We start from the raw sequence: 26,091 nt of genomic DNA, 5'->3' as shown, positions 1-26,091 counted from the left end.
ACCGCAGCCGACACCGTGGATATCGCTGTTCTGGCCGAGCGCATCATATGTGCCGCTGCGGCTCGTCCGAGGGTCCTCGTCGGGATCGACGGCCCAGGCGCCGCCGNCAAGAGCACGCTGGCCGGTCAGCTGGCGGCTGCCATCCCTTCCGCGCACGTCGTGCATGTCGACGACTTCTACCTGCCCTCCAGTCGGCGGACTGAACGGCGGGGCGCCGTTGGCCCACTGTTCGATCTGCCTCGGCTCGCCGACCAGGTCGCCATTCCAGGTGCGGCCGGCGCCGCACTGCGCTATCAGCGCTATGACTGGATCAAGGACGATCTTGCCGGATGGATTCAGGTCCCCGCCGGTGCATCCCTCATTGTCGAGGGCGTCTACTGNCTCGAGCGGAAGCTACGCGCTTGTTACACTTTCACCGTGTTCTGTCAGGCAGAACCAGCACTACGCCTCGCTCGCGGTCTACAACGCGACGGGGAGGAGTCGCGTGATCAATGGGTCAACGAATGGATGCCGGCCGAGAATGAGTATATGGCGCTACAACGGCCGGATCGCTTCGCCCAGATGGTCGTCGACAGCTCGGTCGTCGACGACGTAGAAACGGTGTTCCGCGTCGCCGGGGTTTAAACAGCTCACGGCGTCTCGTCTCAACAGCGAAGTCGCCTCAACAGCGAAGTTGAGTCCTCTCTGGCCGACACTAGCAGTGCCGTACACACCGCGGGCCGCGCCGACGACATGTCGGTCAACGCCTGACGGAAATTGCTGTTTCTGCGGGTAGGCCCGCACGCGTCTTCATTACGCACGTCGGTCGCCGCCTGCGTGGCCACGCGACTTCGCAGCCTTGGGTCCATCTCAAGAGCCGACTCATGCCGTCTCCGCGGCCGCCGAGCGAGGCGAGGGTCGTGAACCTGGCCCACCTCGCCAAGCCAGCCCCTCGGCCCCGGCCGGGGCCCCTGGCCCCGGCCAGGTGTTCCGCGGAACCGCGTGGCGATCAAGGTGTTCCGCGGAACCGCGTGGCGATCAAGGTGTTCCGCAACATCAAAGTTGCCGACGACCGGTACGACGACTGGCTACATGATGATCATGGCGACTGAATCGACAGGAGGCGGGGCCGTGGCGTCCACCTGGAACGAGNCGCGGTCCAGGCGACCNCCTCGCGAGGACAGGGTTGCCGAGCACCGGGCCCGGATCGATGCCGAGGTGCGTGCCTACCGGCTGCGGGAGATCCGCGAGGAGCAGGGACTCACGCAGGTCGAGCTCGCGGAGCGGATGCACGTCAGGNAGCCCCCTGTGTCCGATCTTGAGCGGGGAGCTCTCGATCGTGCTGGGCTGTCGACCATCCGGGCCTACGTGGAAGCCCTCGGCNGGAAAGTCGAGATCATCGCCGACTTCGGTGATCGCCGGGTCGTCCTGAGCTGACGGCCGGGCGGCCGACGCCCCGGCCGCTTTTAACCGGGCGGGCATCCCACCTTTCCCGCTGGCGGACTATGGCGTGCGTGGTCCGGGTGGTGCCTGCCTCGGTCCTGCCGCCTGGATCGCCGTCGATCGAATATAGCGTCAACGCTATGAACTGGGGTACCGTCGAGCTGGAACCGGAGGTCCGGGACTGGCTGGAGCGGTTGCCGACCGCGCAGTTTGCGACGGCCGCCTTCTAGGTGGACCTGCTCGCTGCGCAGGGGCCGTTGCTGGGTGAGCCGTACACACGGCAGCTCGACGGCAAGCTGCGGGAGCTGCGGTTCCATCTGGAAGGTCGGGCTGTCCGGGTGACCTACTGGATAGCGTCGGGCAGGCGGATGGTGCTGCTGACGGTGTTCGCCAAGACGCGGATGCGAGAGGCCGCCGGGGTGTCCCGAGCGAGGCGTGCGCTGGCGCGGTNCCTGGCCGCCGAGCACACGGCAGACGAGGATGCGAGGGATGGCGGCGATGGCTGAACGGTCGGACTGGGCGCAGCTGCGGGAACGGCGGATGGGCGAGCTGGGTGCGCGGGATGCTTACCAGTCGGCCAGGCTGGCGTTCGAGCTGGGCCGGTCGGTGCGGGAGCTGCGCCAGCGGCGCGCCTGGAGCCAGGCCGAGCTGGCCGCTGCGGCGGGCATGACGCAGTCGGCGGTGGCACGGTTCGAGGCCGGTGGCACCGTACCGACACTGCCGGTGCTGGAACGGCTCGCCGAGGCTCTCGATGCCGACCTCGACGTCCGCGTCATCCCTCGCCCCGCGGCTTAGGAGACGTGGGCGGTCGCGTGGCTCGGTCGATCGGCGTGGCCCGACCGGGCCGGTTCGAGGCCGGGGACGACCCCGTTCGGGGCAGTCGTCCGGCGGCGGTTCCGAGCCTTCCAGGCCCAGCTTGTAGGGTCGCAACAGGCGATCGGCGGCGTCATCGGTCCTTCCCGGCAGTGGCTCTCATTCAGCGGAATCTCCCTTCGTGCTCGGTGCGGCTCGGCGTGTCGGTCGGGACCTCGGGTCTGGTGGGAAACCCGCTGGGGGACAGGGCGTATCGGCCCGCGGATCGCCCCGCAGACCACGCCATGAGACGGGAGCAAGTCTGTGCCGAGCCCGCGGGTCCTCGGCCTGGTGCTGGCCGGGGGGGCCGGACGGCGGCTGGCGCCGCTGACGGCTGACCGGGCCAAGCCCGCCGTTCCCTTCGGTGGGTTGTACCGGCTGATCGACTTCGTGTTGTCCAACCTCGTGAACGCCGGCTATCTGCGGATCGCCGTGCTTACTCAGTACAAGAGCCACAGCCTCGACCGGCACATCACCACGACGTGGCGGATGAGCAACCTGGTGGGGAACTACGTCACCCCGGTGCCGGCGCAGCAGCGCCTCGGCCCGCGGTGGTTCGCCGGCAGCGCCGACGCGATCCACCAGTCGCTGAACCTCGTCCACGACGACAATCCGGACATCGTCGTCGTCTTCGGCGCCGATCACGTCTACCGGATGGATCCCCGGCAGATGGTCGCCCAGCATCTCGAGTCCGGTGCCGGGGTGACCGTCGCCGGGCTGCGGGTGCCGCGCGCGGACGGCCGGTCGTTCGGGGTGATCCAGACCGGCCGGGACGGTCGGACCATCGAGGCGTTCCTGGAGAAGCCCGCCGACCCGCCCGGCCTGCCGGACAGCCCCGAGGAGACGTTCGCGTCCATGGGCAACTACGTCTTCTCCACCGACGTGCTCATCGAGGCGCTGCGGAAGGACGCCGCCGACGAGGACAGCCCGCACGACATGGGCGGCGACATCATCCCGATGCTCGTCTCGCAGCGGGCCGCGGCCGTCTACGACTTCAGCGACAACGTCGTGCCCGGCACGACCGACCGGGACCGCGGCTACTGGCGTGACGTCGGCACGCTCGACTCCTACTTCGACGCGCAGATGGACCTGTGCGCGCTCGACCCGGTGTTCAACCTGTACAACCGCGAGTGGCCGATCCTGACCAGCGTGCCGTCGCTGCCGCCGGCCAAGTTCGTCCACGACGATCCGCGGCGTACCGGCATGGCGATCAACAGCATCGTCAGCAACGGCGTGATCGTCTCCGGGGGCACCGTGCGTTCCTCTGTGCTCTCGCCAGGCGTGCGGGTCAACTCCTGGGCCGAGGTCGACCGCGCGGTCGTCCTCGACAACGCCGTCGTCGGGCGCGGCGCCGTCGTCCGCGACGCGATCCTCGACAAGAACGTCCACGTCCCGCCGGGCGCTCAGGTCGGCGTCGACAAGGACCGCGACCGCGCCCGCGGCTACACCGTCAGCGAACGCGGCATCACCGTGGTCGGCAAGGGCGTCACCGTCACCGACTGACTCCCCGCCGCCCGCTCCGGCGCGCCCCCGCACCACCGCACCAGCACCACCGCACCAGCACCACCGGCCCCTGCAACACCACCAACCCGTCGATGGAGAGACAGTCCATGCGCGTCGCGCTGCTCACCCGCGAGTTTCCCCCGGACGTCTATGGCGGGGCGGGTGTGCACGTCGAGTACCTGGCCCGCGAGCTCGCCCGGCTGGTCGACCTCACCGTGCACCGGGAGGCCGGCGGGCATCGGGAGGCGGCCGCCGGCGGCGACCGGGCCGTGGTGGAGGCGTCCGGCGGGCCGGGCGTCGCCGCGGTGCGCGCCCACCCGAGCTGGGCGGCGCTCGCCGGCACCGACGACGTGCTGCGCACCCTGTCGATGGACCTGTCGATGGCCGCGGCGGCCGTCGGCGCGGACGTGATCCACTCCCACACCTGGTACACCAACCTCGGCGGCCACCTCGCCGCCCTGCTCGGCGGCGTCCCGCACGTGATGACGTCGCACTCGCTGGAGCCGCGCCGGCCGTGGAAGGCCGAGCAGCTCGGCGGCGGCTACCGGCTGTCGTCGTGGTCCGAGCGGATCGCCATCGAGTCCGCGGCGGCGGTGGTCGCGGTGAGCGCCGGGATGCGTGCCGACATCCTCGACGCCTACCCGGCGGTCGACCCGGCGCGGGTGCACGTGATCCGCAACGGCATCGACACCGACGAGTACCGGCCCGACCCGGCAACCGACGTGCTGGAACGGCACGGGGTCGACCCGGAGCGGCCCACGGTGATCTTCGTGGGGCGGATCGCCCGGCAGAAGGGGCTGCCGGTGCTGCTGCGCGCCGCGTCGGCGATCGACCCGCGGGCGCAGCTCGTGCTCTGTGNCGGCGCCCCGGACACCCCGGAGCTGCTCGCGGAGACCACCGCCCTGGTCGACGGGCTGCGCGTCGAGCGCGGCGGCGTCGTCTGGCTGAACGGGATGCTGACCAAGCCCGAGGTCATCCAGCTCCTCAGCCACGCCACCGTGTTCGTCTGCCCGTCGGTGTACGAGCCGCTGGGCATCGTCAACCTGGAGGCGATGGCCTGCGGCACCGCCGTCGTCGCCTCCCGCGTCGGCGGCATCCCGGAGGTCGTCGACGACGGCGTCACCGGGCTGCTCGTGCCGCCCGACGAGCCGAAGGCGCTCGCCGACGCCGTCAACACCGTGCTCGCCGACCCGGCGCGGGCCGCGGCGATGGGCCGCGCTGGGCGGGAGCGGGCGGTCGGCGAGTTCGGCTGGGCGGCCGTCGCCGAGCGCACCGCGGCCCTGTACGACTCCGTGGCCAGCCGCTAGCTGGCCGAACGACGCCACGGGGCACCGGCCCGCCCGGCGGGATCCCTCAGGCCTGGCCGGTGTGGCCGCGGATGACGTCGTCGACGGTGTCCGCCGTGGCTGCGCGCCGTAGCCACAGATCCAGCAGGTCGATGTCGACGCACTCCAGGATCCGCTGGCGAATCGCCTCGGGCACGGGGACCCCGCGGCTGTCCAGCACGAGCAGTACCGCCTTCGCCTCGCCGCGAGCCTCGCCGCGAGCCTCGCCACGGGCTTCTCCGCGAGCCTCTCCGCGTGCGTCGATCTCGTTGTAGCGTTCGTAGTGGTAACGCCGTCCGACGGCAGTCGTCATGAGGAAAGCCTCCCATCGGTCGCGGGCCGCCTGGGGCAGCCGACCCACGGTCACATCATCGTAAAAGATCTTCTTCTCGGGTTCCAGTGCGTCCAGCGCCGCGAGCAGTGCCGGGAACATCACGTCGATGTCGGCGTCGTCGAGATGGCACGTCGCCGCGAACAGCGCGGACGCCGGCCGCGCCGTCGCCTGCTCGACGTCCGGGAGCAGCGGAACATCGTCGGCGGTGAACATCCGCGGAGACAACCGCGCCCCGCTGTGGGTGTCCGCGGCGATCTGGTCGCGGTACCAGCGGGCGACCGCCGGATCCGGCACGAACACCACCAGCGAAGCCGTCACCCGGAACTCGGTCTCCAGATGTCCGACATACAGCTTCCACGACCCCAGCTTGCGCGGGTCACGGCCGCGCTGAACCTCGTAGACGGTGCCCCGTACCGGGGTGTCCTCCGAGTCGCAGTACAGCACCATCGCGTCGGCGAGAAAGGTCTGCGGACGCACATGGGGGTCATGCAACCGGGCGTGATCGAACGCCGGCGCGTCCTCACCGCCGAGCAGCTCCGTCTGGACCCAGTCGGGCAGGGCGGGGTCGAGCCGGAGGAGCTCAAGCGGTATCTCGTGGGCGGAAGTGGGCATGCCGCCACCATGCCAGGAAGGTGTGACAGATCTGGCGCGTCGCGTCACTGTCGACCACATCGCCGTAAGGTGCGCTGCCAGTATGTGTGCTGGCAGTAACGCTGCCGACTCGTGGCGGGTGGTCAGTTCTTCCAGGCGGTCTCGGTGACCGGGGAGCGGCCCAGCAGCGGGCGCCACCAGGACTCGTTCTCCTTGTACCAGGCGATGGTGGAGCGCATCCCCTCGCTGAAGTCGATCAGTGGCGACCAGCCGAGCTCCGTGCGCAGCTTGGTGGAGTCCAGCAGGTAGCGGCGGTCGTGGGAGGGCCGGTCCGGCACGATCGTCTTCAGTGACGCGGGCAGGCCGAGCTCGGCGAGGACGGTGTCGGCGATCGTGGAGATGTCGGCCTCGACCCCGGAGCCCACGTGGTAGGTCTCGCCGACGCGGCCGCGGTCGAGTACGGCGTCGATCGCCCGGCAGTGGTCCATCACGTGCAGCCACTCGCGCCGGTTCGTCGTCGACGCGTACAGCGGGAGCTGCTCGCCCTGCAGCGCCCGGGTCACGAACAGCGGGATGACCTTCTCCGGGAACTGGTACGGCCCGTAGTTGTTCGAGCAGTTGGTGATCGTGACCGGCAGGTCGTAGGTGTAGCCGTAGGCGCGCACGGCGTGGTCGCTGCCGGCCTTCGCCGCGTTGTACGGGGTGCGCGGCAGGTAGGGGGCGTCCTCGGTGAAGGCGCCCGGGTCGTTGAGGTCCATGTCGCCGTAGACCTCGCAGGTGGAGATCTGGTGGAAGCGGGCGATCCCGACCGTGCGGGCCGCCTCCAGCAGCGCCTGGGTGCCCATCACGTTCGTCGAGAAGAAGTCTCCCGGCCGGATGATCGCCAGGCTGTTGTGCGACTCCGCGGCGAAGTTCACGATCACGTCGACCGAGTGCTCGCGCAGCGTGGACTCGACGAGCTCGCGGTTGCGGATGTCGCCGTGGACGAAGGTGATGCGCTCGGCGAGGTCGGCCAGGTTCTCCCGGCAGCCCGCGTAGGTCAGGGCGTCGAACGCCACGACGGCGTCCGCGGGGTGCCGCTCGCGCCAGTAGCGGACGAAGTTCGATCCGATGAACCCGGCGGCTCCGGTCACCAGCAGCGTCGACATCGTTCGGCCTTTCGGTCGGCCCGCATGCTTCGGCGCACGCGGTGGGATGGGCGGTCGGCGGCCATGGTCTCGCGGCCCGGGCCAAGCGGGTTCAAGTCTGCCTGGTGCGCGTCGAGGCGGTCCGCGCCGGGTTGGCAGGGAGGGCCGGGGCCCCCACCCCACCATCCGGTGAGGGTGACCAGCCCGGTCCAGGTCGGCGACGTCACGCGGAGGTAACACGCGCAAATTACGCTCCGGGCTGTGGCGGACCTGTTCGAGGGTTATCCGGCAGAGGCGGCGGCCACGGCGGCCTGGGACGAGGTGTTCGAGGCGTCGAACACCCCCCGGGACGTGTACGCCGCCCTCTACGACGCGTTGCAACCCCTCAGCAGCGCAGATCTCGCGGCCCGCAAGGTCGCCCTGGACCGGGCGTTTCGGGACGCGGGCATCACCTTCAACCTCTTCGGTGAGGAGCGGCCGTTTCCCCTGGACCTCGTGCCGCGGCTGCTCGCCGGCGACGAGTGGGACGTCATCGAACGCGGCGTCACCCAGCGTGTCCAGGCGCTGGAGGCGTTCCTGGCGGACNTCTACGGGCCGGCCGAGGTGCTCGCCGACGGCATCGTGCCACGCCGGCTCGTGCTGACCAGTGCCCACTTCCACCGCGCGGCGCACGGCATCGACCCGCCGAACGGGGTGCGGGCGCACGTGTCCGGCATCGACCTCATCCGCGACGAGCAGGGCGGCTTCCGCGTCCTGGAGGACAACGTCCGGGTGCCGTCCGGGGTCAGCTACGTGATCGAGAACCGCCGGGCGATGACCCGGGTGTTCCCGGAGCTCTTCGCCACCCACCGGGTGCGGCCGGTCGCCGACTACGCCACCCACCTGCTGCACGCGCTGCGCGCCGCCGCGCCGCCGGAGGTCGCCGACCCGACGGTGGTCGTGCTCACCCCGGGCGTGTACAACTCCGCCTACTTCGAGCACGCGCTGCTGGCCCGGCAGATGGGCGTGGAGCTGGTCGAGGGCCGCGACCTGTCGGTGCGCGACAACAAGGTCACCATGCGGACCACCGAGGGCGAGCAGCCGGTGCACGTCGTCTACCGCCGGGTGGACGACGACTGGCTCGACCCGCTGCACTTCCGGCCGGAGTCGATGGTCGGCTGCGCCGGCCTGGTCAACGCCGCCCGCGGCGGGCACGTGACGATCGCCAACGCGGTCGGCAACGGGGTCGCCGACGACAAGCTGATGTACACCTACGTCCCCGAGCTCATCCGGTACTACCTCGGCGAGGAGCCGATCCTGCCGAACGTCGACACCTACCGGCTGGAGGATCCCGACCAGCGGGCCTACGTCCTTGACCACCTGGACTCCCTCGTCGTCAAGCCGGTCGACGGCTCCGGCGGCAAGGGCATCGTCATCGGGCCCCAGGCCAGCGACGCCGAACTCGCCGAGCTGCGGGTGCGGGTCAGCGAGGACCCCCGCGGCTGGATCGCCCAGCGGGTCGTGAAGCTCTCGACGTCGCCGACGCTGACCGATGACCGCCTCGGCCCCCGGCACGTGGACCTGCGCCCGTTCGCCGTCAACGACGGCAACAAGGTGTGGGTGCTGCCCGGGGGGCTCACCCGGGTCGCGCTGCCGCGGGGCAGCCTGGTCGTCAACTCCAGTCAGGGCGGCGGCTCCAAGGACACCTGGGTGCTCGCCGCCGAGCGCAACCCGCGCGAACCGGCGCTGCCGATGGCCCGCCCGCCCGGTGCCGCCGTCCGCCCCGCCAGCGGCCCGGACCACGGCCCGGTCTCCTCCGACCAGCAGCAACAACAGCAGCAGAACCAGGCCGGGATCGCCGCGGGGAGCCGGGGATGCTGAGCCGGATCGCCGAGTCGCTGTTCTGGATCGGCCGCTACGTGGAGCGGGCCGAGTCCACCGCCCGCATCCTCGACGTCCACGTCCACCGGGTGCTGGAGGACCCGTGGCTCGACGCGAGCTCCGCCGGCCGCGAGCTGCTCGCCGTCATGGGCCAGCCCGCCACGTTCGACCAGCAGGTCGACTCCCGCACGGTGACCGAGACCCTCGCCTACGACCCGGCGCGGCCGTTCAGCATCACCGGGGCGCTCTCGGCGGCCCGGGAGAACGCCCGCAGNGCGCGCGTGGTCGTCTCCAGCGACGTCTGGGAATGCCTCAACGCCACCTGGAACGACCTGCCGCACACCGAGGAGCTGGCCCGCCGCCTCGGCCCGCACGTGTTCTTCCGCTACGTCCGCGAGCGCACCGCGATGCTCGCCGGGCTGGTCGACGCCACCCTCGCCCGTGACGACGGCTGGCGCTTCCTGGTGCTCGGCCGCAGCCTGGAACGCGTCGACATGACCTCCCGGCTGCTGTCGTCGAGCATCAGCGACGACCCGCACTCGCAGAGCTGGATCAGTCTGCTGCGCTCCTGCGGCGCGCACGAGGCGTACCTGCGGACCTACCGGCGCGCCGTCGACGCCGCCCGGGTCGCCGAGTTCCTGCTGCTCGACCGNCTGTTCCCGCGCTCGGTGTACTGGTCGCTGGCGCTGGCCGAGGACATCCTCGCCGAACTCGACGGCGGCCGCGGCCGGCCTCGGTCCACCGTCGACGACGCCGCCCGGCGGACGGTCGGGCGGACCCGCACGGAGCTGGAGTTCCACAGCGTCGCCGAACTCGTCGAGAACATGCCGGACCTGCTCGCCTCCCTGCAGAGCACCTGCTCGTCGGTCAGCGGCGAGGTGACGGCTCGCTACTTCGCCCGGGAGGCGCCGCGGTCCTGGGCGATGGAGGTGCCGGCATGAGCCGGCCGTCGCGGCTGACTCGCCCGGCCAGCCCCACCCGGGTGGTCCACCCGGCTCGGGGCGACGCCGCGGTCCGGTGGACGCGGCGGGCCCCGGCGCTGCGCCGGGGGCGGCCGGCGAGCCCGACCCGCTCGGTGGGCCCGACCCGGCCCACCCGACCCATCCGAGGGGACTCCTGGTGAGCTGGCAGATCCGCATCGAGCACTCGACGGGCTACCGCTACGCCAGCCCCGTGCTGTCCTCCTACAACGAGGTCAGGATCATCCCGCAGACCGCCGCGTCCCAGCTCACGCTGGAGGCCACGGTCCGCACCGAGCCGGCGGCGACCACCTACCGCTACTGGGACTACTGGGGCACCCAGGTCACCGCGTTCGACCTGCACACCCCGCACACCGAGCTCGTCGTCACGGGCCGGTCGATCGTGCAGACCGCCGCGGCGCCGCAGCCCCCAACCGACGTCCCCACCTGGGAGCGGCTGGGCGCCGACCCGGTCGCGGACGAGTTCGTCGAGTACCTGCGCCCGTCGGCGTCCACCCCGGAGCACCCCGAGCTCTCCGCCGCCGCCCGCGACCTCGCCGCCCGCCACGGGCCGCGGGAGTTCATCCCCGCCGTCGGCGACTGGGTGCGCGAACGCCTCGCCTACCGCCGCGGCACCACCGGCGTGCACACCTCCGCGGTGGAGGCGTGGCGGCGCCGGGAGGGCGTCTGCCAGGACTTCGCCCACCTCGCGCTGGTCCTGATGCGGGCGGCGGGCATGCCGGCGCGCTACGTCTCCGGCTACCAGCACCCCTCCGCCGCCGCGGAGGTCGGCGAGACCGTCGAGGGGCAGTCGCACGCCTGGGTGGAGGGCTGGCTCGGCCAGTGGTGGGGCTTCGACCCGACCAACGCGGTCCCCGCCGGCGAGCAGCACGTGGTCGTCGCCCGCGGCCGTGACTACAACGACGTCCCGCCCGTGCGCGGCGTCTTCTCCGGCGGCACCTCCACCTCCCTCGGCGTCACCGTCGCCGTGACGCGCCTGGCCTGACCTCGCGGGCGGCGACGTCGCGACCGGAGGGCGTCGCCACCCGAAGACGGCACCGTAGTCTGGACGGCATGAGCATCGCCGTGTCGTGATCGGATGATGTCCCGCCCCGGTGGCGTTTCCACCGTCGTCCGTAGCCGTCTGACGTCACCACGGCGTCGCCAGGAAGCCCGAAAGAGGCCCAACCTCAATGATCATCGTGTCCGAGCTCGAACTGCGCGCCGGAGCCCGCACCNTGATCGAGCCCGTCTCCTTCCGGGTGCAGCAGGGCGACCGGATCGGTCTGGTCGGGCGCAACGGCGCGGGTAAGACGACGCTGCTGAAGGTGCTGGCGCGCGAGGGCCTTCCGTTCGCCGGTGGCGTCGATGTCCGCGGCGAGCTGGGCTACCTGCCGCAGGATCCGCGCGCCGGCGACCCGACCGACACCGCCCGCGACCGGGTGCTGTCGGCCCGCGGCCTCGACGTCCTGCTGCGCGAGATGGAGAAGCTGCAGCTCGAGATGGCCGAGCTGGTCGACGCGAAGGCCCGGGACGCGGCGATCCGCCGCTACGGCAGTCTGGAGGAGCGCTTCGGCACGCTCGGCGGGTACGCCGCCGAGGCGGAGGCGGCCCGGATCTGCTCGTCGCTGGGCCTGGCCGACCGGGTGCTCGCCCAGCCCATCGGCACGCTGTCCNGCGGACAGCGCCGCCGGGTGGAGCTGGCCCGGATCCTGTTCGCCGGGTCCGGCAGCTCGGATGCGACGCTGCTGCTCGACGAGCCGACGAACCACCTCGACGCCGACTCCATCGTCTGGCTGCGCGACTTCCTGCGCGCGCACAACGGCGGCCTCGTCGTCGTCAGCCACGACGTCGACCTGCTCGACCGGTGCGTCAACAAGGTCTTCCACCTCGACGCCAACCGCGCCGCCCTCGACGTCTACAACGTCAACTGGAAGACGTACCTCAGCCAGCGGGAGCTCGACGAGCGGCGCCGCAAGCGGGAGCGCGCCAACGCCGAGAAGAAGATCGACTCACTGAAGGCGCAGGCCGACAAGATGCGGGCGAAGGCGACCAAGGCCCGCGCCGCCCACCAGATGGACCGCCGTGCCGAGCGGCTGGNCGCCGGCCTCGCCGAGGTCCGCGTCGCCGACCGGGTGGCGAAGCTGCGCTTCCCGGACCCGGCACCCTGCGGGCGCACCCCGCTGACCGCCACCGGCCTGTCGAAGTCCTACGGTTCGCTGGAGGTGTTCACCGACGTCGACCTGGCGATCGACCGCGGGTCCCGGGTGGTCGTCCTCGGGCTCAACGGCGCCGGCAAGACGACGCTGCTGCNCATTCTCGCCGGGCAGGAGCGGCCGGACACCGGCGAGGTGCATCCGGGGCACGGCCTGCGGCTGGGCTACTACGCGCAGGAACACGAGACGCTGGACACCGACCGCTCCGTGCTCGACAACATGCGGGCCGCCGCGCCGGGCACCTCCGACGTGGAGCTGCGGCGCATCCTCGGCGCGTTCCTGTTCAGCGGTGACACCGTGGAGCAGCGCGCGCAGACCCTCTCCGGTGGCGAGAAGACCCGCCTGGCGTTGGCCGGACTGGTGTGCAGCTCGGCGAACGTGCTGCTGCTCGACGAGCCGACGAACAACCTCGACCCCGCCTCCCGGGACGAGGTGCTCGCCGCGCTGAGCACCTACAAGGGGTCGGTGGTGCTCGTCACGCACGACCCGGGTGCGGTCGAGGCGCTCGACCCGCAGAAGGTGCTGATGCTGCCCGACGGCGTCGAGGACAACTGGTCACCCGATCTCATGGAGCTGATCACCCTGGCGTGACGCCCGCCGGGGGCGGTCCGTCGCCCCGTCGGGACGCCCGCGCCCCGGGACGCTCGCGACACCGAGACGCTCGCGCCACCGGGCGCGCCCGTACCCGCCGCAGGACCGGCGGGGCGGACTTGCCAGACTGGGGCGTCAGGTCGGAGGGGACACCGGCCTGACCCGAAGTGGAGAGTCTTTGTGAGTACGCAGGGCGGCACCAAGGCGGTTCTGGCGGCGCTGGCCGCCAACCTGGGCATCGCGGTGACGAAGTTCGTGGCGTTCCTGCTCACGCAGTCGTCGTCGATGCTCGCCGAATCCATTCACTCGGTCGCCGACTCCGGCAACCAGGGTCTGCTGCTGCTCGGCCAGCGCAAGTCGGCCAGCCCGCCCGACGAGGAGCATCCCTTCGGGTACGGCCGCGCGCGGTACATCGCCGCCTTCCTCGTCGCCATCGTGCTGTTCAGTGTCGGCGGGCTGTTCTCCGTCTACGAGGGCGTCGAGAAACTCCGCCACCCGCATGAGCTGGACAGCGGCCTCATCGCGATCGTCATCCTGGTGATCGCCGTCGGGCTGGAGTCGTACTCGCTGTCCACCGCGGTCCGCGAGTCGAGCAAGACCCGGGGGGACCGCTCCTGGTGGCAGTTCATCCGGGAGGCGCGCGCACCGGAGCTGCCGATCGTGCTGCTCGAGGACCTGGCCGCCGAGCTGGGGCTGATCTTCGCCCTGCTTGGCGTCGGGCTGACCCTGCTGCTCGACGATCCGATCTGGGACGGGGCCGGCACTCTGGCCATCGNCATCCTGCTGCTTGTCGTCGCCGTGCTCGTCGCGACCGAGGCGTACGGCATGCTTGTNGGGGAGGCGGCGACCCCGCAGGCCGTCGCGACGATCCGCGGCACGCTCGCCGCCGCGCCCGGGGTGACGAAGGTCATCCACCTGCGGACCCTGCACCTGGGCCCGGACGAGCTGCTCGTCGCCGCCAAGATCGGGATTGCGCCGACGGCGACGATGCGGGAGGTCGCCGCGACCATCGACGGCGCCGAGGAGGCGCTGCGGGCGTCCCTGACGGTCCCGATGCGAATCTTCCTGGAGCCGGACATCCCCCGCGACTCGCTGCCCCGACCGTCCGCGGGCGGCACCGAGGCGACCTCCGCGCCCGCCGTCTGACGCGCGGCCGCCGACGCGCCTCGTTCGGAGCGGTTCCGGGCCTTCTCCGGGGCGGGTCAGGCCGGGGGGCCGCCGAGGCAGAGCCGCAGGGCGAGGGCTCCGATCGCAGTCAGTGACACGAGGATGACGGGCAGGCTGCCGGCCTGCAACCGGTCGCCCGGCCGGGCTGGTCGGGGCCGGGGTGCCACCGCCGCGACCAGCAGCCAGGGGAACACCGGCAGCCAGCTCCGTTCCACCCCGCCCTCGGCGAGGCCCAGGGCCACCGCGAACAGCACGGTGGCGGTGGCACCGACCAGGAACGGCCAGCCCGGCGTCAGCCGCAGCCGGCGCGCGGCCCGGACGGCGACGGGACCGGTGGCGAGAACCAGGACGGTCAGGTCCAGGAAGATCCAGGCCAGCGCGGCTCCCGCCGACGGTCGCGGCGCGCTGGCCAGGGCCAGCCCGTCCGGCCAGGAGAAGCCCCAGGCGTAGAACAGCCACAGCGGCAGCAGCGCGCCGAGCCCGGTGATGACGTTGAGCAGCGGCCGGCGCCGCACGAAGTAGGCGGCCGCGACCGCCACCCCCAACCACACCGGGGCATAGCCGAACAGCGCCGCCAGGCCCAGCAGCAGCCCGCTCGCCAGCGCCCACCAGACCGACCGGCGCTCTGGTTCGCAGCCGACCACGCCGACGGCGACCGCCAGCGCGGCAAGCGTGGCGGTGACGGCGTCCGGAGAGGCTGCCAGCCAGCCGCTCCACGGCGCCAGGACGAGGACGGGAACCAGCCGGCGGGCCGCGGTCTCGTGGCACAGCGAGCGCATGGCGACGCACACCACCGGAACGGTCAGCGCGCCGAGCGCGGTGAACAGGACGCCGATCGCCACGGCGCCGTGCAGCCCCGCCCGGGTGAGCAGCCAGGTGGCGAGCACCGGACCCGGCGGGTGCGCCGGCAGCACGGCGACTGCGCCGGCGGCCGCGTGTGGCGTCGTCGTCGTGTAGGCGGCGAGCAGGCCGAGCGGGTCGTCGCCGACCGCGCCGGCCGCCGCGAGCAGGTCCGCCGGTGCCCGCAGGCCGGCGGTGAGATCCCCGGGGGCGACCAGGGCGAGTGCGAGGCTCCATGCCAACGAACCGAGATAGCCCAGCAGCAGCAGAACGCTCCAGGGCAACCGGAACACCACCGACCGCGCGGCCGGGGTGGTCGGTGGCGCTGTGTGGGTGGTGGTGGTGGTGGAGCTGTCGGTCGGCGCGGTCGAGGCGGCCGATGGCGCTGTGTCCGGGGCGGTGGCGGCCCCCGGAACGACGTCGGCGGTCGGGGTTGTGTCGCCGGGCTGGGCCGGCGGCCGGATCGTCGAGGCCCACCAGGCCGTGAGCGCGATCACGACCGCGGCGACCGCGAGCGGGACCACGACGAGCGGGTCCAGCCGCGGCTCCCAGCCGTCGTGCCACGGGGGGCGCGTCAGGCCGAGATCGACGTCGGTGCTTGCCAGCAGGGCGGTGCCGGCGAGCCCAAAGGCGACCAGGGCCAGCCAGATCCCGGCCTCGGCGAGCTCCGCGCGCACCGCCGGCCCGAGCGCCGCCGTGGGCGCGCCGGCCCGCCGATCCGCCGATCCCCGCGCGGCCGTCGGGACGCCCGCCCGCTCCGACGCGCTGCCGGTGACGCTCACGGCCTCGCCCCGCCGGCCGTCGCGTCCCGGGACGTACCCGGCGCCGAACCGGCGATCATCACTTCACGGGCCACCCCTGCACGGTAACGAGTCTCCTGCCGGCTGAGGTCCAGGGCCGATCGGCGCGCGGGTTCCGGGTGCGCGAGCCCAGGCCGGACCGGCGCCACGGGGGGCGGGCACGCACCGTGCGGCGGTGGTCTTCCCGCCGGCCACGGCCCTGCACGGGCCGGTGCCGGGTGTGAGTAATCAGTCGGTTTGATCTGCGGCGTTCGCGGTCCGTCGGCGGGCTCTGTACAGTGATCGACTGTTGGTTGTACCTGCGGTATTGCGTTGAGGGAAGATCGCCGATCATGCTGGTGACGATGTTCGCGGCGACGCGCCGTTGCCGTTGTTAGGCCGTGCGTAGGGGATTGGGGACACTGGTCACCGTGCATGGTCGGCCGTGGACGCCCGGCGTGCGTGNGGGCGGGTGCGACCCGGGCCATGTCGGCGCTGGCGTCGGCGTGGAGATGGAAGCGCGAGGGCACGGTCACGCACCGGCGCGCCGCGTGTGATGGATCACATCTGCTTCGAGTGGCGCGTTCACTCGAGCTGAGTGAAGATCGGTTCGCAGATCATCGAACACGGAGGGGGCCACGTTGGCCGAGCTTAGGAAAGGAACCCGGATCACCGGCGCCGAGCGGGACAAGCTCGCTGCCGAACTTCGGAAGAAGTACGAAGGTGGGCAGAGCATCCGTCTGCTCGCCGAGTCCTCTGGCCGTTCGTACGGTTTCGTCCACCGGATCCTGTCGGAGTCCGGCACGACCCTGCGCGGCCGTGGCGGTGCGACCCGGGGCACCAAGAAGAAGAGCGCCTGATCATGGCGGTGCCGGCCGCCGCCGAATCGGCGGCGGCCGGACTGCGGGTGGAGGTCGTCGGACCTGTCGCGACCATCCGGCTGTCCGGATCCGGTGATCCCGGATCCCTGGAGGGTCTCGGCTCCGCCCTTGATGACGCCCAGCGGCGCATGGGCGGCGACGTCCGGGTCGCCGTCCTCCGCGTGGGCGATCAGGTTCCGCCGGCCGCGGACACCGCGGCGTGTCCGCCGGGCGGCGCCAGGAACGCACCATTCCCCTCGTCGCCCGCGCGAGTGGATCCGGCCTCTCTGATCGAGGGGTACCGGGTCTGGCGGGAGGCACTCGACCGGCTGACCATGCGAGCCGACCTCATCAGCATCGCCGCGGTGGCGGAGGTCACCGAGGACGTGGGCACCGCCCTCGTGGTCGCCTGCGACCTACGGATCTTCGCCGTCGACGCGGGGCTGCGCCCCGTCTGGGCGCGCGGCGGCCTGCTGCCCGCGGCGGGTGCGCTGACCCGGCTGGCCGACCTCATCGGCTGGTCTCGTGCCCTCGACCTGTGCCTGGCCGGGGGGCAGCCGCTTGGTGCGGCGGAGGCGGCCCGTCTCGGGCTGGCCCAGCGGCTGGTACCCCGCCCGCGCCTGGACGACGAGGTCGACACGGTGGTCGCGGGCCTGCTCGCCGCATCCCGTGCCGTCACCGTCGAGGTCAAGGCGCTTCTGCGCGGCGCCCGACCGGTCGGCCGATCCGTGGTCCCGACGCGGGCCGGGGCCGCTGCCGACCATCGCGATCTTCCCGACGCCGAGGGTGAGGCGTGGGCGCGTACGCTTTTCGACCTGCTGGACGCCTCGCGGGGCATCGCCGCGGGCTGATCCGCCCGGGGACGGCGCCCGATCGCGGCCCGCGCCCCGACTGGCGCGGTCCGAGGCCGCCCTGACCGCGACCGATTCGACCGAGGCCGCCCTGGTCGCGGGCCCGCCACGCGATCACCACCGTCCGAGCCCGCCACCGTCCGAGCCCGCCACCGGTCGGCGGGAATTACCGCGAACCACGTGTGCTTACTTGCTTACAGTGCAAGCAGTGGAAGTAGGAGGCGTGATGAGACCGGGTTCGGACAGTGGGGCTTTCATGCGATCCGTCACCCGCGACCGCACGGCGGCGAGGACCTCGCTGCGGCCGGGGACGCTGCGCCGCATCGCGGCCTTCGCGCGGCCCTGGCGTGGCCATCTGGTCTGGTTTCTCCTCCTCATCGTGGTGAGCGCCGCGCTCGGCGCGGTCGTCCCGCTGATCCTCAAGGAGATCATTGACGGCGGGATCGGGCGTCACCGGGTGGGCTACGTCGAGGTACTGGCGGCGGTCGTCGCCGCGCTGGCCCTCCTCGACGCCGGCCTGTCCCTCGCCCAGCGCTGGTTCTCAGCCCGTATCGGCGAAGGCCTGATCTACGAGATGCGCAGCCAGATCTTCCGGCACGTGCAACGCCAACCGCTGGCGTTCTTCACCCGCACCCAGACCGGGGCGCTCATCAGTCGGTTGAACAACGACGTGCTCGGCGCGCAGTCGGCGTTCACCAACACGTTGTCCTCAGTGCTGTCGAATGTGCTCTCGGCCGGGTTCGTGCTTGCCGCGATGCTCGTACTGTCCTGGCAGATCACTGTTGTGTCACTGGTGTTACTTCCGGTTTTCATCTTTCCCGCTCGCGCGTTCGCGCCCCGGCTCGCCCGGCTGACCCGGGAACGGTACGGGCTGAACGCGGACATGAACAACACCATGACCGAGCGATTTAACGTGTCGGGCGCGATGCTGGCCCAGCTCTACGGGTCCCCGGAACGTGAGGAGGTCAACTTCCGCGGCCGGGCCCGGCGGGTACGAGACATCGGGGTCACCCAGGCCATGTACGGCCGAATATTCTTCGTCTCGCTCAGCCTCGTCGCATCGCTGGCGACCGCGATCGTCTACGGCGTCGGCGGCCGTCTCGCGGCCCGGGGAGATCTCGAGGTCGGCACTCTGGTTGCGCTCACCGCGTATCTCGGCCGGCTCTACGGGCCGCTCACCCAGTTGTCGAACGTGCACGTCGACGTCATGACCGCACTCGTGTCGTTCGAGCGCGTCTTCGAGGTTCTCGACCTCGAACCGGCGATCGTCGACCGGCCTGATGCCGTCGATCTGCCGGCGGGCGCGGCGGCCGTCGAGTTCGATCACGTCGGATTCCGATACCCCGCCGCGGACGAGGTTTCCCTGGCCTCACTGGAGTCCGTCGCGGTCCTCGACACCAGGATCCCCGCGCCGGTGCTGCACGACATCACGTTCCGGGCGGATCCCGGTCAGATGATCGCACTGGTCGGACCGTCCGGTGCCGGGAAGACGACGATCAGNCAACTGATCCCACGGATGTACGACGCCCGGTCCGGCGTGGTCCGGGTCGGTGGGCACGACGTGCGCGACCTGAGCCTGCAGTCGCTGCGCTCCGCGGTCGGTGTGGTCACTCAGGACGCCCACCTGTTTCACGACACGGTGCGGGCCAACCTGACCTTCGCTCGGCCGGACGCCACCGACGAGCAGATGTGGTCCGCGCTGGACGCCGCCCGGATCGGGGAGCTGGTGCGCACGCTGCCGGACGGGCTGGACACCGTCGTCGGCGACCGCGGGCACCGGCTGTCCGGCGGGGAGAAGCAGCGGCTGGCGATCGCCCGGCTGCTGCTGCGCGCGCCGGGCATCGTCGTACTGGACGAGGCGACCGCGCATCTCGACAGCGAGTCCGAGGCCGCGGTGCAACAGGCGCTGAGCGCGGCGCTGGCCGGCCGTACCTCGCTGGTGATCGCGCACCGGCTGTCCACCGTGCGGGAGGCCGACCGCATCCTCGTCGTCGACGGCGGCCGCATCGTGCAGAGCGGCACCCACGACGAGTTGCTGGCGCGTGGCGGCCTGTACGCCGAGCTGTACCGGACCCAGTTCCGCCCCGCCACGGAGTCCACAGAGCCCGCGNGGTCCACGGAGCCCACCGTCGACCCCGCGGCCGCGGTCCCCGCCTGAGCCGACCCGGGACCCGGCCGCGCCGCAGACGCGGGCACCGCCGTTCGGGGGAGGCGCCGGGGTAACCCGTTCGGTCAGGTACCGGGTTCCACCGAACGTGGCGGTGCTGCGGCGAGCGCGGCGGACTGCGCGGGCGCCGGCCCGGGACGCGGATCCGCGGCGGCGGGGCCGGGTTCGGGTGCGGTGGTGATCTCGACCACGGCGATGTCGATGTCACCGGACGGCTGACGGTGAATAGCGGGATTTCGATTCATGTCCGACTCCGGGGGTGCTCGACCGTGTCATACCGACTTCCGCGTCCGGGTGGAGCGGCTCCCAGGAACGTCGGCACCCTTGCCGTCTTTCCCGTATCACGCGCGCCGACGGACGGGGGTGGCGCGGGGGACGAGACGGACGGTACGCCGCCGGGCGACCACGCGCAGCATGTACCTGATCGACCTGATCTGACTACTGCCGGGAGCGCGACGCGCGTCTCTCGGCGGCCCCCGTGTGCAATGACCGACGATCAGTACTTAGGCTTTGTCTGTGCCACGTAGAGCCAAGATTGTTTGTACCCTCGGCCCGGCCACCAGCTCGCCAGAGAAGGTCCGGGCCCTCGTCGACGCCGGAATGGACATTGCCCGCCTAAACTTCTCCCACGGAACACACGAACAGCACGCCGTCACCTACGCCCGGGTGCGGGAGGCGGCCGAGGCTGCCGAGCGCAGNGTCGGCATCCTCGCCGACCTGCAGGGCCCGAAGATCCGCCTCGGCACCTTCGCCGACGGCGGCGTCACCCTGCTGCCGGGCCAGCGCTTCACCGTCACCATCCGGGACGTGCCCGGAGACCAGCACCAGGTCGGCACCACGTACTCCGGTCTGCCCGCCGACGTCTCGGCCGGCGACCGCATCCTGGTCGACGACGGCCGCCTCGTCCTGCAGATCGACGGCGTCACCGACACCGACGTCCACACCACAGTCGTCATCGGTGGCCCGGTCAGCGACCACAAGGGGATGAACATCCCCGGGGCCGCGCTCACCGTGCCGGCGCTGAGCGAGAAGGACGCCGACGACCTGCGCTACGCCCTCGAACTCGGGGTCGACATGATCGCGCTGTCCTTCGTGCGCAGCGCCGCCGACGCCAAGGCCGTGCACACGATCATGGACGAGGTCGGCACCCGGGTCCCGGTCCACGCCAAGATCGAGAAGCCGCAGGCGGTCGCCGCCCTCGACGGCATCATCGAGGCGTTCGACGGTCTGATGATCGCCCGTGGCGACCTCGGCGTCGAGCTGCCCCTCGAGGACGTGCCGCTGGTGCAGAAGCGGGCCGTCAGCCAGGCCCGGGAGCGGGCGAAGCCCGTGATCGTCGCCACCCAGGTACTCGAGTCCATGGTCAGCGCGCCGCGGCCGACCCGCGCCGAGGCCAGCGACTGCGCGAACGCGGTCCTCGACGGGGCCGACGCGATCATGCTCTCCGCGGAGACGAGCGTCGGGGCCTACCCGATCGAGTCGGTGTCCACCATGGCGCGGATCATCGAGACCGCCGAGGCCGACCTCGGACGGATCCCGCCGCTGCGCACCGAGCCACGGACCCTCGGTGGGGCGATCGCCCAGGCGGCCGCCTCCGTCGGGCACGCCGTCGGCGCCCGCTACCTGGTCGCCCACACCCTCAGCGGCGACACGGCCCGGCGCCTGGCCCGGTACCGCAGCGAGGTCCCGGTGCTGGCCTTCACCCCGATCCCCGCCGTGCGCAACCAGATGGCACTGTTCTGGGGCGTGGAAACCTTCCTCGTGCCGTTCGCGGAGAGCACCGACGAGATGGTCCGCCAGGTCGACTCCGCCCTGCTCCAGATCGGCCGCTGCCGGCCCGGTGAGCTCGTGGTCGTCGTCGCCGGAACCCCACCCGGCGTGGCCGGCATGACCAACATGATGCGGGTCCACCGCATCGGCGAGGCGGTCTGACGGCCGCACCGTGCAGTCGTGACGATGCGACGTCGCGTCGTCGCGTCGTCGTTCTCCACCCGACTTCACGTGTCTTCCCTGACCTGACCTGACCTGACGCCTGACCGGCGGGCGGTTGCCGCGGGGCCCCACCCGCGCCGACCGACGGTCGGGCGCCCCGCCACCTCGAGCGGACGCCGACCCCCGGACCACCGCACCTCCCTCGCTCGGATGCGATGGCGGGCCCGGCGTCCGCGCCCGCCCCGTCGCCCCGCCGCCACGGCGACGGAGTCGGGGACGCGTTCGCGATCCTTGGACCTCCCACGCGTAATGGGATGGAGTCCCGCGCGGGCACCTGTCGCCTCGGTTGCGGGCGACGACCCCGCCGTGCAGCGATTCGCCGTGCCCGTCCGACGGACGCCTGGCGGCTGTCATGATGATGCCGGCCGCGTCCCAACCCGCCGACCGGGATCGCGGCGGATCCCGCGACGCGGGTCCGGATCGGATCGGGCGGCAGCCTGTCGGGCAAGGGCGCATGGTCAGGGAGTGGTTGCATGGTCGAGCAGGGGAGCGGGCCGGACGATCAGGCACCAGCGGGCACGCCGACGGCCGACCCCGGCCCGCCCGGCCACGGGCCGCAGTCCCGCCCCGCCGGCCAGTCTTCGTCCGCCGGCCAGTCGCGGCCCGCCGCGGCCGCCGACCACCCGGGCGCCGGCGTCCCGGCTTCCCCGGCTTCCCGTACCCCGCCACGTGCCGCGCCCGCGGGCCGAGCCGTCTCCGGACCAGCCGCTCGTCCTGCCTCGCCCGCCGGCGCCCGCGCCTCCGTCGCCGGCGGCTTGCCCCTTCCGCCGGACAACGCGATCGCGGCGAGCGCCTCCTCGACCGGCGCTTCGCCCGGACGGTCTGGTTCGGGGGCCTCGCCTGGGCCGTCGGGGTCATCGGGTTCGGCCGGGTCGTCGGGTTCGGCCGGGTCTCCTGGCGGCCGGTCCGGCGCCGGTGGCGGGCCCGGCGCGTCCCGTCCTCCGGGGGCGGCCGCGCGTTCAGCCGAGGGTGACCGTAGCCCGATCCGTCCGCCGCTCGCCCCAGGCCGGTCCCAGCCCACCGGCGCCCCGCCGACGCGGCAGGATTCGTCCTCCGTTCGCGACAACCGCGGACCGGGCGGAGGCCCCGTCCGCGAGACACCCGACCCCGTCGCACGCGGGGGTCGGCCGGCGGCCGGTGCGCCCGCCGGCCCCGCCGGCCCCCCCGGCCAGGGCCGGGCCGGGCTCCCGCCGGATGCCAAGGGGCAGCCGGCGGGGAACGCCGGCGCACGTCCAAGCGCCGCCGGCACGCCACGGGGCGGATCTGCCAGTGAGCGGCCGGCCGCCCGGCCCGGCGCGCCGCGTCCGGCCTCCGGGCAGCCCACCGCCCGGGTGGCGCCCGCGGCCGGGCCGTGGCCCGGGCGGTCACCGGTCCCGCCGAGCGGGGACGCGGACGGTGGGGCTGGCGGGCGTGGCGCCGACGGTGGGCGACAGGGCGCTGCCGGTGGCGTCGGCGCCGCCGGGGGTGCTGGTTCCGCCGGGGGTGCTGGTGCTGTCGGCGGTGGTGGTGCTGTCGGCGGTGGTGGTGCTTCCGGTGACGCTGGAGGTGTTGGCGCTGGGGGTGCCTTCGGCGGCGGGCGCGAGGACGAGGGCGCCGGATCCCGCGCACCGGCGCGCCCGTCCCGGGCGGCTGGGGCGTCGTCGGGCGCGTCCGGTGCCTCGGCCGGGTCGGCCGAGGCACCCGCGTCGTCCGGGGCTCCCGGCAGAGCATCGTCGCCGGGGTCGGCGACCCGTACTGGCCGGACCGATGCGGGCGGCGCGGCCAGACCAGCGGGAAACGGTGCGGTCGAACCGGCAGGAAGCGCGGGTGACGGATCTCGGGCGCGGTCGGCGGCCGCGGGTCAGGCTGGCTCGGCCGACAACGGCGCGCCGGACGGGTCGCCTGCCGCGGCCGGCGCTGCTCCGCGGCCGCAGGGCGCCGGCGACCGGGCCCCGAAGTCACCGCGCGTCGACCGGGACCTCTCTGCGCCACCCCCCGCGCCCGGCCGGTCCGCTCCGGGCGCGTCGCCGGGATCCGCCGCGCAGACGCGGGCGTCGGCCCCGCCGGCCCCCCAGGCCGGCTCTCGAACTGGCCGACCGGGGCTCGGCCCAGCACCCGCGCCGGGCCGACACCAGCTGCCGCGTCCCCCCGATCAGCAGCCGTGGACGCCGCAGATCCGACCGGCCGCCGGCCAGCAGGCGGACCCGCCCCGCGCCGCCGCGCCGCCGCCGCCTGCCGCGCAGCCGCCGCCTGCCGCCGCCGTGGGGGGAGACCAGGGGCGGTCGAACGTCGTCGCGCCCGGGCCGCCAACGCCGCCCGCATCGCCCGTGCCGCCGGCGAGGACCGATGTCGCTTCGCCCGCCGCGGCCCCGCCATCGCCGCCTCAGTCCGCCTCCGCACCGGCGGACGCCGCACCTCGGCCCACGTGGTTCGAGCGCGAGGCGCCACGATCGCCCGTCCGGTCCGCCGACGCGGGGACGAACCGGCCGTCCGGGGAACGCGACGTCGCAGATCGCCAGTCGGCCGGCCGGACGGACGGGCTGTCCCGAGGCCGCGGGCCCGAGCAGACCCCGGCCGCTCCCAGGGTCCCCGATCCGCTGCCGAGGCGCGGGGACGAACGCGGGGGTGAGCTGCCCGTGGCACGGCCGCCCGCCCGGGAGGCCTCGGCCCGCGCCGGCGCCCCGGATGTCGTCCGGCCCGGTCGCCCGGGCACTGCGGATCCACAACGCGCACCCGCCCCCGGCATCGGCGACGCGACTGAACCGGCAGCCGGAAACGCCGCCGGGAGCCGTGCCGGCGCCGGCACGGCCCGGCTGCCGACCGCACACTCGGCGCTCGACCCGCCGACCATGCGCGTCGGACTGCGTCGAGATCGCGGGAGTGATGATCACGGCGCGGCCGCGAAGCGGTTCGCGGCGACCGACGACGGCTGGCGTCTCACGGACCCGGGGCAGCACCCGGAGCCGGACGCCTCCAAGGTGTCTGCAGCGTCCGAGGCGTCTGCAGCGTCCGAGGCGTCTGCAGCGTTCGAGGGCGGCCGCGCCGGCTCCGTCGCGCCGTCCCGCCTACGCGATCACGACTCGGCGGCTGAGCCGGGCGTGGTGCCGGAGCACGAGGTGCCCCGGCCTGGCGAGCCCGTGACCGGGTCCGCGACGGCGCCGGGCCGGACCCGACCGGCGGCCGCGCTGGCCATGATCGTCGGCGCGGTGGGCTGCGTCATCGGCAGCGTCCTGCCCTGGAGCGAGATGTCCAGCGCGGACGAGACTCGCACCTTCAACGGCCTCGTCGTCGGGGACGGCCGGCTTGTCCTCGTCCTGGCCGTCATCCTGGGGGCTCTGGGTGCGGCGCGGCTCGCGCGCCGGCCGATCGGCGGTGGAGCCGCAGATGTCCTGGTCGCCCGCGTGGTCGCCATCCTGATCGTGGTGATTGCCGGGCTCGATCGGGCCTACGGACCGCCGACACTCGCGTCCTTTCGGGCCATCTCGGCAGACGTGATCTCCATCCATCCGCAGAACGGGATCATGTTCACGCTCGGGTCCGNCATCCTCGCCCTGATCGGCGCCGTACTGCTGCAGCGGCGCTCGGCACCGACCGGAGGCGGTGCCCGGCGGTAATCCNCCCGGTTTGGGTGGTTCTGTCTCGCGACCATGCGGGCGGCTTCCGCGCGTGATACGACCGTGNGGGGCGGTCGTCAGGCCCCTCCCGGGGTGTCGGACGGTGGTGGCGTGGGTGACCGGTCAACAGCAGAGTCCGTGGGCCCGCCCGGGGGGCGGTGGTTCACCTGTGGCCGCCGGGGGCGGCACCCGGGGCGACGCGGGGGACGGCGGGACGCCACCACCCGCGGCCGGCCCACGCCCACCCGGGGATGACGACCGTGAGGCCATTGTCGCCGCGGAGCTGCGGGCGTGGCGGGCACGGGCCGCGGCGACGGCTGATCCTGCCTGGTCCCTGGCGGGATCCGGCCCGGTCTCCCTGGCGGCGCCGCAGGTCGGCGCGGCGGCTGGCGGCGCCGCGCCGGACGGGTGGTCATCCCCCACAGCGTCCCGCGCACATCCGTGGGACCTGCCCTCGGCGCCCGCTGTGTCGACGTCTGCGTCTGCGTCGGCGCGGACGGCGGCTTCGGCCGAGCGCTCGTGGTCGCACCGGTTCGCGTCCCACTGCGCCTGGCTACCCGGCCCGCTGGCCGTCTGCGCCGGCGTCGCCGTGATCATCGCGTCGGGGATGCGGTGGGCGACGGTGCGGGCCTACGGGTTCGTAGAGTTCACCGTGCGGGGAACCGATCCCGACCAGCACGGGCGGTTGACGGTGCTGCTCGGCATCCTCGCCGTGGTCGCGGGCCTTCTCCTCGCCGCCGGACGCAGGGAGTGGGGGCGCCTGCTCGCCACCATGGCGGGGCTGATGATCTTGCTGGCCGCCGCGGTCGACCTCGTCCAGCTTTACCGGGGAGGTCCGTTCGTCAACAGCGGGCTGCGCACGGCGATCACGGTCGGCCCCGGCTTGTGGGTGATTGCCTGTTGTGGTTTCGTTGTTCTTCTGGTCGGCCTGGCTGCGCGCTTCGCGCATCGGCCTGCGGCCGGCGGCGACGAGCCGCGGCGCTGATCGGCGACCGGCGTCCCGTCCGGCCTGATGTCAGGGCTGGCGGTGGCCCGATCGTGGGGCGGGTGACCCCCAACAGG

The 26,091-nt window shown here is 72.9% G+C and carries 16 protein-coding genes and 17 pseudogenes; 29 read left to right on the top strand and 4 right to left on the bottom strand.

From position 1 onward, the window contains the following. Positions 1-381: 381 nt before the first annotated feature. From FF86_RS35670 to FF86_RS45495, 8 genes and pseudogenes are all read left to right on the top strand, one after another. Positions 382-624, top strand: a pseudogene (locus tag FF86_RS35670) (hypothetical protein); the annotation flags it as partial. Between the two features lie 573 nt (positions 625-1,197). Beyond that, positions 1,198-1,278, top strand: a pseudogene (locus tag FF86_RS65795) (helix-turn-helix domain-containing protein); the annotation flags it as partial. A 1-nt stretch (position 1,279) separates the two neighbouring features. Continuing rightward, a pseudogene (locus FF86_RS65790) lies at positions 1,280-1,362 on the top strand (transcriptional regulator); the annotation flags it as partial. A 290-nt stretch (positions 1,363-1,652) separates the two neighbouring features. Continuing rightward, positions 1,653-1,872, top strand: a pseudogene (locus tag FF86_RS45505) (type II toxin-antitoxin system RelE/ParE family toxin); the annotation flags it as partial. Between the two features lie 48 nt (positions 1,873-1,920). Further along, on the top strand, positions 1,921-2,217 hold the full coding sequence (locus tag FF86_RS10605) for a helix-turn-helix transcriptional regulator (protein WP_044884773.1): 297 nt from the start codon (positions 1,921-1,923) through the stop codon (positions 2,215-2,217). Positions 2,218-2,538: 321 nt separating this feature from the next. Continuing rightward, entirely contained in the window at positions 2,539-3,777 is a 1,239-nt protein-coding gene (gene glgC, locus FF86_RS10600) for a glucose-1-phosphate adenylyltransferase (RefSeq protein ID WP_044884715.1), read from the top strand. Between the two features lie 107 nt (positions 3,778-3,884). Next, a pseudogene (gene glgA / locus FF86_RS45500) lies at positions 3,885-4,635 on the top strand (glycogen synthase); the annotation flags it as partial. A gap of 1 nt (position 4,636) precedes the next feature. Next, positions 4,637-5,084: glycosyltransferase (locus FF86_RS45495; protein ID WP_242418526.1), on the top strand; the 448-nt coding region annotated here is incomplete at its 5' end. 46 nt (positions 5,085-5,130) lie between these two features. Here FF86_RS45495 and FF86_RS10590 read toward each other — a convergent pair. Both FF86_RS10590 and rfbB read right to left on the bottom strand, forming a co-directional pair. Next, positions 5,131-6,048, bottom strand: coding sequence for a hypothetical protein (locus FF86_RS10590; RefSeq protein ID WP_044884713.1), 918 nt, complete (start codon positions 6,046-6,048; stop codon positions 5,131-5,133). A 122-nt stretch (positions 6,049-6,170) separates the two neighbouring features. After that, positions 6,171-7,175 (bottom strand): dTDP-glucose 4,6-dehydratase, encoded by a 1,005-nt coding sequence (rfbB, locus tag FF86_RS10585; protein ID WP_044884712.1) that lies wholly within the window; start codon positions 7,173-7,175, stop codon positions 6,171-6,173. A 240-nt stretch (positions 7,176-7,415) separates the two neighbouring features. On the opposite strand from rfbB, the pseudogene FF86_RS64050 reads away from it, so the two are divergent. The 14 genes and pseudogenes from FF86_RS64050 to FF86_RS45440 form a co-directional block, all read left to right on the top strand. Further along, a pseudogene (locus FF86_RS64050) lies at positions 7,416-7,739 on the top strand (circularly permuted type 2 ATP-grasp protein); the annotation flags it as partial. A gap of 1 nt (position 7,740) precedes the next feature. Continuing rightward, on the top strand, positions 7,741-9,014 hold a 1,274-nt coding region (locus FF86_RS10580), incomplete at its 5' end, for a circularly permuted type 2 ATP-grasp protein (RefSeq protein WP_242418525.1). Continuing rightward, a pseudogene (locus tag FF86_RS45485) lies at positions 9,008-9,288 on the top strand (alpha-E domain-containing protein); the annotation flags it as partial. The gene FF86_RS10580 and the pseudogene FF86_RS45485, both read left to right, overlap by 7 nt. A 1-nt stretch (position 9,289) precedes the next feature. Further along, positions 9,290-9,666 (top strand): annotated as a pseudogene (locus FF86_RS45480) (alpha-E domain-containing protein); the annotation flags it as partial. A 1-nt stretch (position 9,667) separates the two neighbouring features. Continuing rightward, positions 9,668-9,955, top strand: a 288-nt coding sequence (locus tag FF86_RS45475; protein WP_242418524.1) for an alpha-E domain-containing protein, incomplete at its 5' end; no start/stop codon positions are given. After that, positions 9,952-10,137, top strand: a complete 186-nt coding sequence (locus FF86_RS33215) for a hypothetical protein (RefSeq protein WP_128423287.1) — start codon at positions 9,952-9,954, stop codon at positions 10,135-10,137. The genes FF86_RS45475 and FF86_RS33215, both read left to right, overlap by 4 nt. Continuing rightward, complete coding sequence (locus FF86_RS10570; protein WP_044884772.1) at positions 10,134-10,979, top strand: transglutaminase family protein; 846 nt, start codon at positions 10,134-10,136, stop codon at positions 10,977-10,979. Before FF86_RS33215 ends, FF86_RS10570 begins: the two co-directional genes overlap by 4 nt. 233 nt (positions 10,980-11,212) lie before the next feature. Beyond that, positions 11,213-11,649: pseudogene (locus FF86_RS45470) on the top strand (ATP-binding cassette domain-containing protein); the annotation flags it as partial. 1 nt (position 11,650) lies between these two features. Then, a pseudogene (locus FF86_RS45465) lies at positions 11,651-12,073 on the top strand (ABC transporter ATP-binding protein); the annotation flags it as partial. Between the two features lies 1 nt (position 12,074). Beyond that, positions 12,075-12,286 (top strand): annotated as a pseudogene (locus tag FF86_RS45460) (ATP-binding cassette domain-containing protein); the annotation flags it as partial. Position 12,287: 1 nt separating this feature from the next. Beyond that, a partial coding sequence (locus FF86_RS45455) for an ATP-binding cassette domain-containing protein (RefSeq protein WP_242418523.1) occupies positions 12,288-12,780 on the top strand: 493 nt, incomplete at its 5' end. 180 nt (positions 12,781-12,960) lie between these two features. Then, positions 12,961-13,555 (top strand): annotated as a pseudogene (locus FF86_RS45450) (cation diffusion facilitator family transporter); the annotation flags it as partial. 1 nt (position 13,556) lies between these two features. Beyond that, positions 13,557-13,613 (top strand): annotated as a pseudogene (locus tag FF86_RS45445) (hypothetical protein); the annotation flags it as partial. Position 13,614: 1 nt separating this feature from the next. Continuing rightward, positions 13,615-13,926, top strand: a pseudogene (locus tag FF86_RS45440) (cation transporter); the annotation flags it as partial. Between the two features lie 56 nt (positions 13,927-13,982). Here the strand turns inward: FF86_RS45440 and FF86_RS10555 are convergent. Then, positions 13,983-15,569, bottom strand: a complete 1,587-nt coding sequence (locus FF86_RS10555; protein WP_044884707.1) for a hypothetical protein — start codon at positions 15,567-15,569, stop codon at positions 13,983-13,985. 638 nt (positions 15,570-16,207) lie between these two features. On the opposite strand from FF86_RS10555, the gene FF86_RS10550 reads away from it, so the two are divergent. From FF86_RS10550 to FF86_RS45435, 4 genes and pseudogenes are all read left to right on the top strand, one after another. Further along, positions 16,208-16,426, top strand: coding sequence for a helix-turn-helix domain-containing protein (locus FF86_RS10550; RefSeq protein ID WP_009399485.1), 219 nt, complete (start codon positions 16,208-16,210; stop codon positions 16,424-16,426). Positions 16,427-16,428: 2 nt separating this feature from the next. Next, positions 16,429-17,277, top strand: coding sequence for an enoyl-CoA hydratase/isomerase family protein (locus tag FF86_RS10545; protein WP_044884706.1), 849 nt, complete (start codon positions 16,429-16,431; stop codon positions 17,275-17,277). 226 nt (positions 17,278-17,503) lie between these two features. Further along, positions 17,504-18,777: pseudogene (locus FF86_RS10540) on the top strand (ABC transporter transmembrane domain-containing protein); the annotation flags it as partial. A gap of 1 nt (position 18,778) precedes the next feature. Further along, positions 18,779-19,387, top strand: a pseudogene (locus tag FF86_RS45435) (ABC transporter ATP-binding protein); the annotation flags it as partial. A 122-nt stretch (positions 19,388-19,509) separates the two neighbouring features. Here the strand turns inward: FF86_RS45435 and FF86_RS10535 are convergent. Continuing rightward, positions 19,510-19,689, bottom strand: a complete 180-nt coding sequence (locus tag FF86_RS10535; RefSeq protein WP_044884704.1) for a hypothetical protein — start codon at positions 19,687-19,689, stop codon at positions 19,510-19,512. Between the two features lie 271 nt (positions 19,690-19,960). On the opposite strand from FF86_RS10535, the pseudogene FF86_RS45430 reads away from it, so the two are divergent. The 3 genes and pseudogenes from FF86_RS45430 to FF86_RS10520 all read left to right on the top strand — a co-directional run. Next, positions 19,961-20,142 (top strand): annotated as a pseudogene (locus tag FF86_RS45430) (pyruvate kinase); the annotation flags it as partial. A 1-nt stretch (position 20,143) separates the two neighbouring features. Further along, a partial coding sequence (gene pyk, locus FF86_RS10530) for a pyruvate kinase (protein ID WP_242418522.1) occupies positions 20,144-21,376 on the top strand: 1,233 nt, incomplete at its 5' end. A 3,822-nt stretch (positions 21,377-25,198) separates the two neighbouring features. Then, positions 25,199-26,014 carry a hypothetical protein gene (locus FF86_RS10520; RefSeq protein WP_052681030.1) on the top strand — a complete coding sequence of 272 codons (816 nt, stop codon included), beginning with the start codon at positions 25,199-25,201 and terminating at the stop codon, positions 26,012-26,014. Positions 26,015-26,091: the final 77 nt, after the last annotated feature.

Origin of the sequence: Frankia sp. CpI1-P (assembly GCF_001421075.1) — a bacterium.
Taxonomy (GTDB): domain Bacteria; phylum Actinomycetota; class Actinomycetes; order Frankiales; family Frankiaceae; genus Frankia; species Frankia torreyi.
Note: the sequence above shows the minus strand (reverse complement) of the source record. Positions and strands in the feature narration are given on the sequence as shown.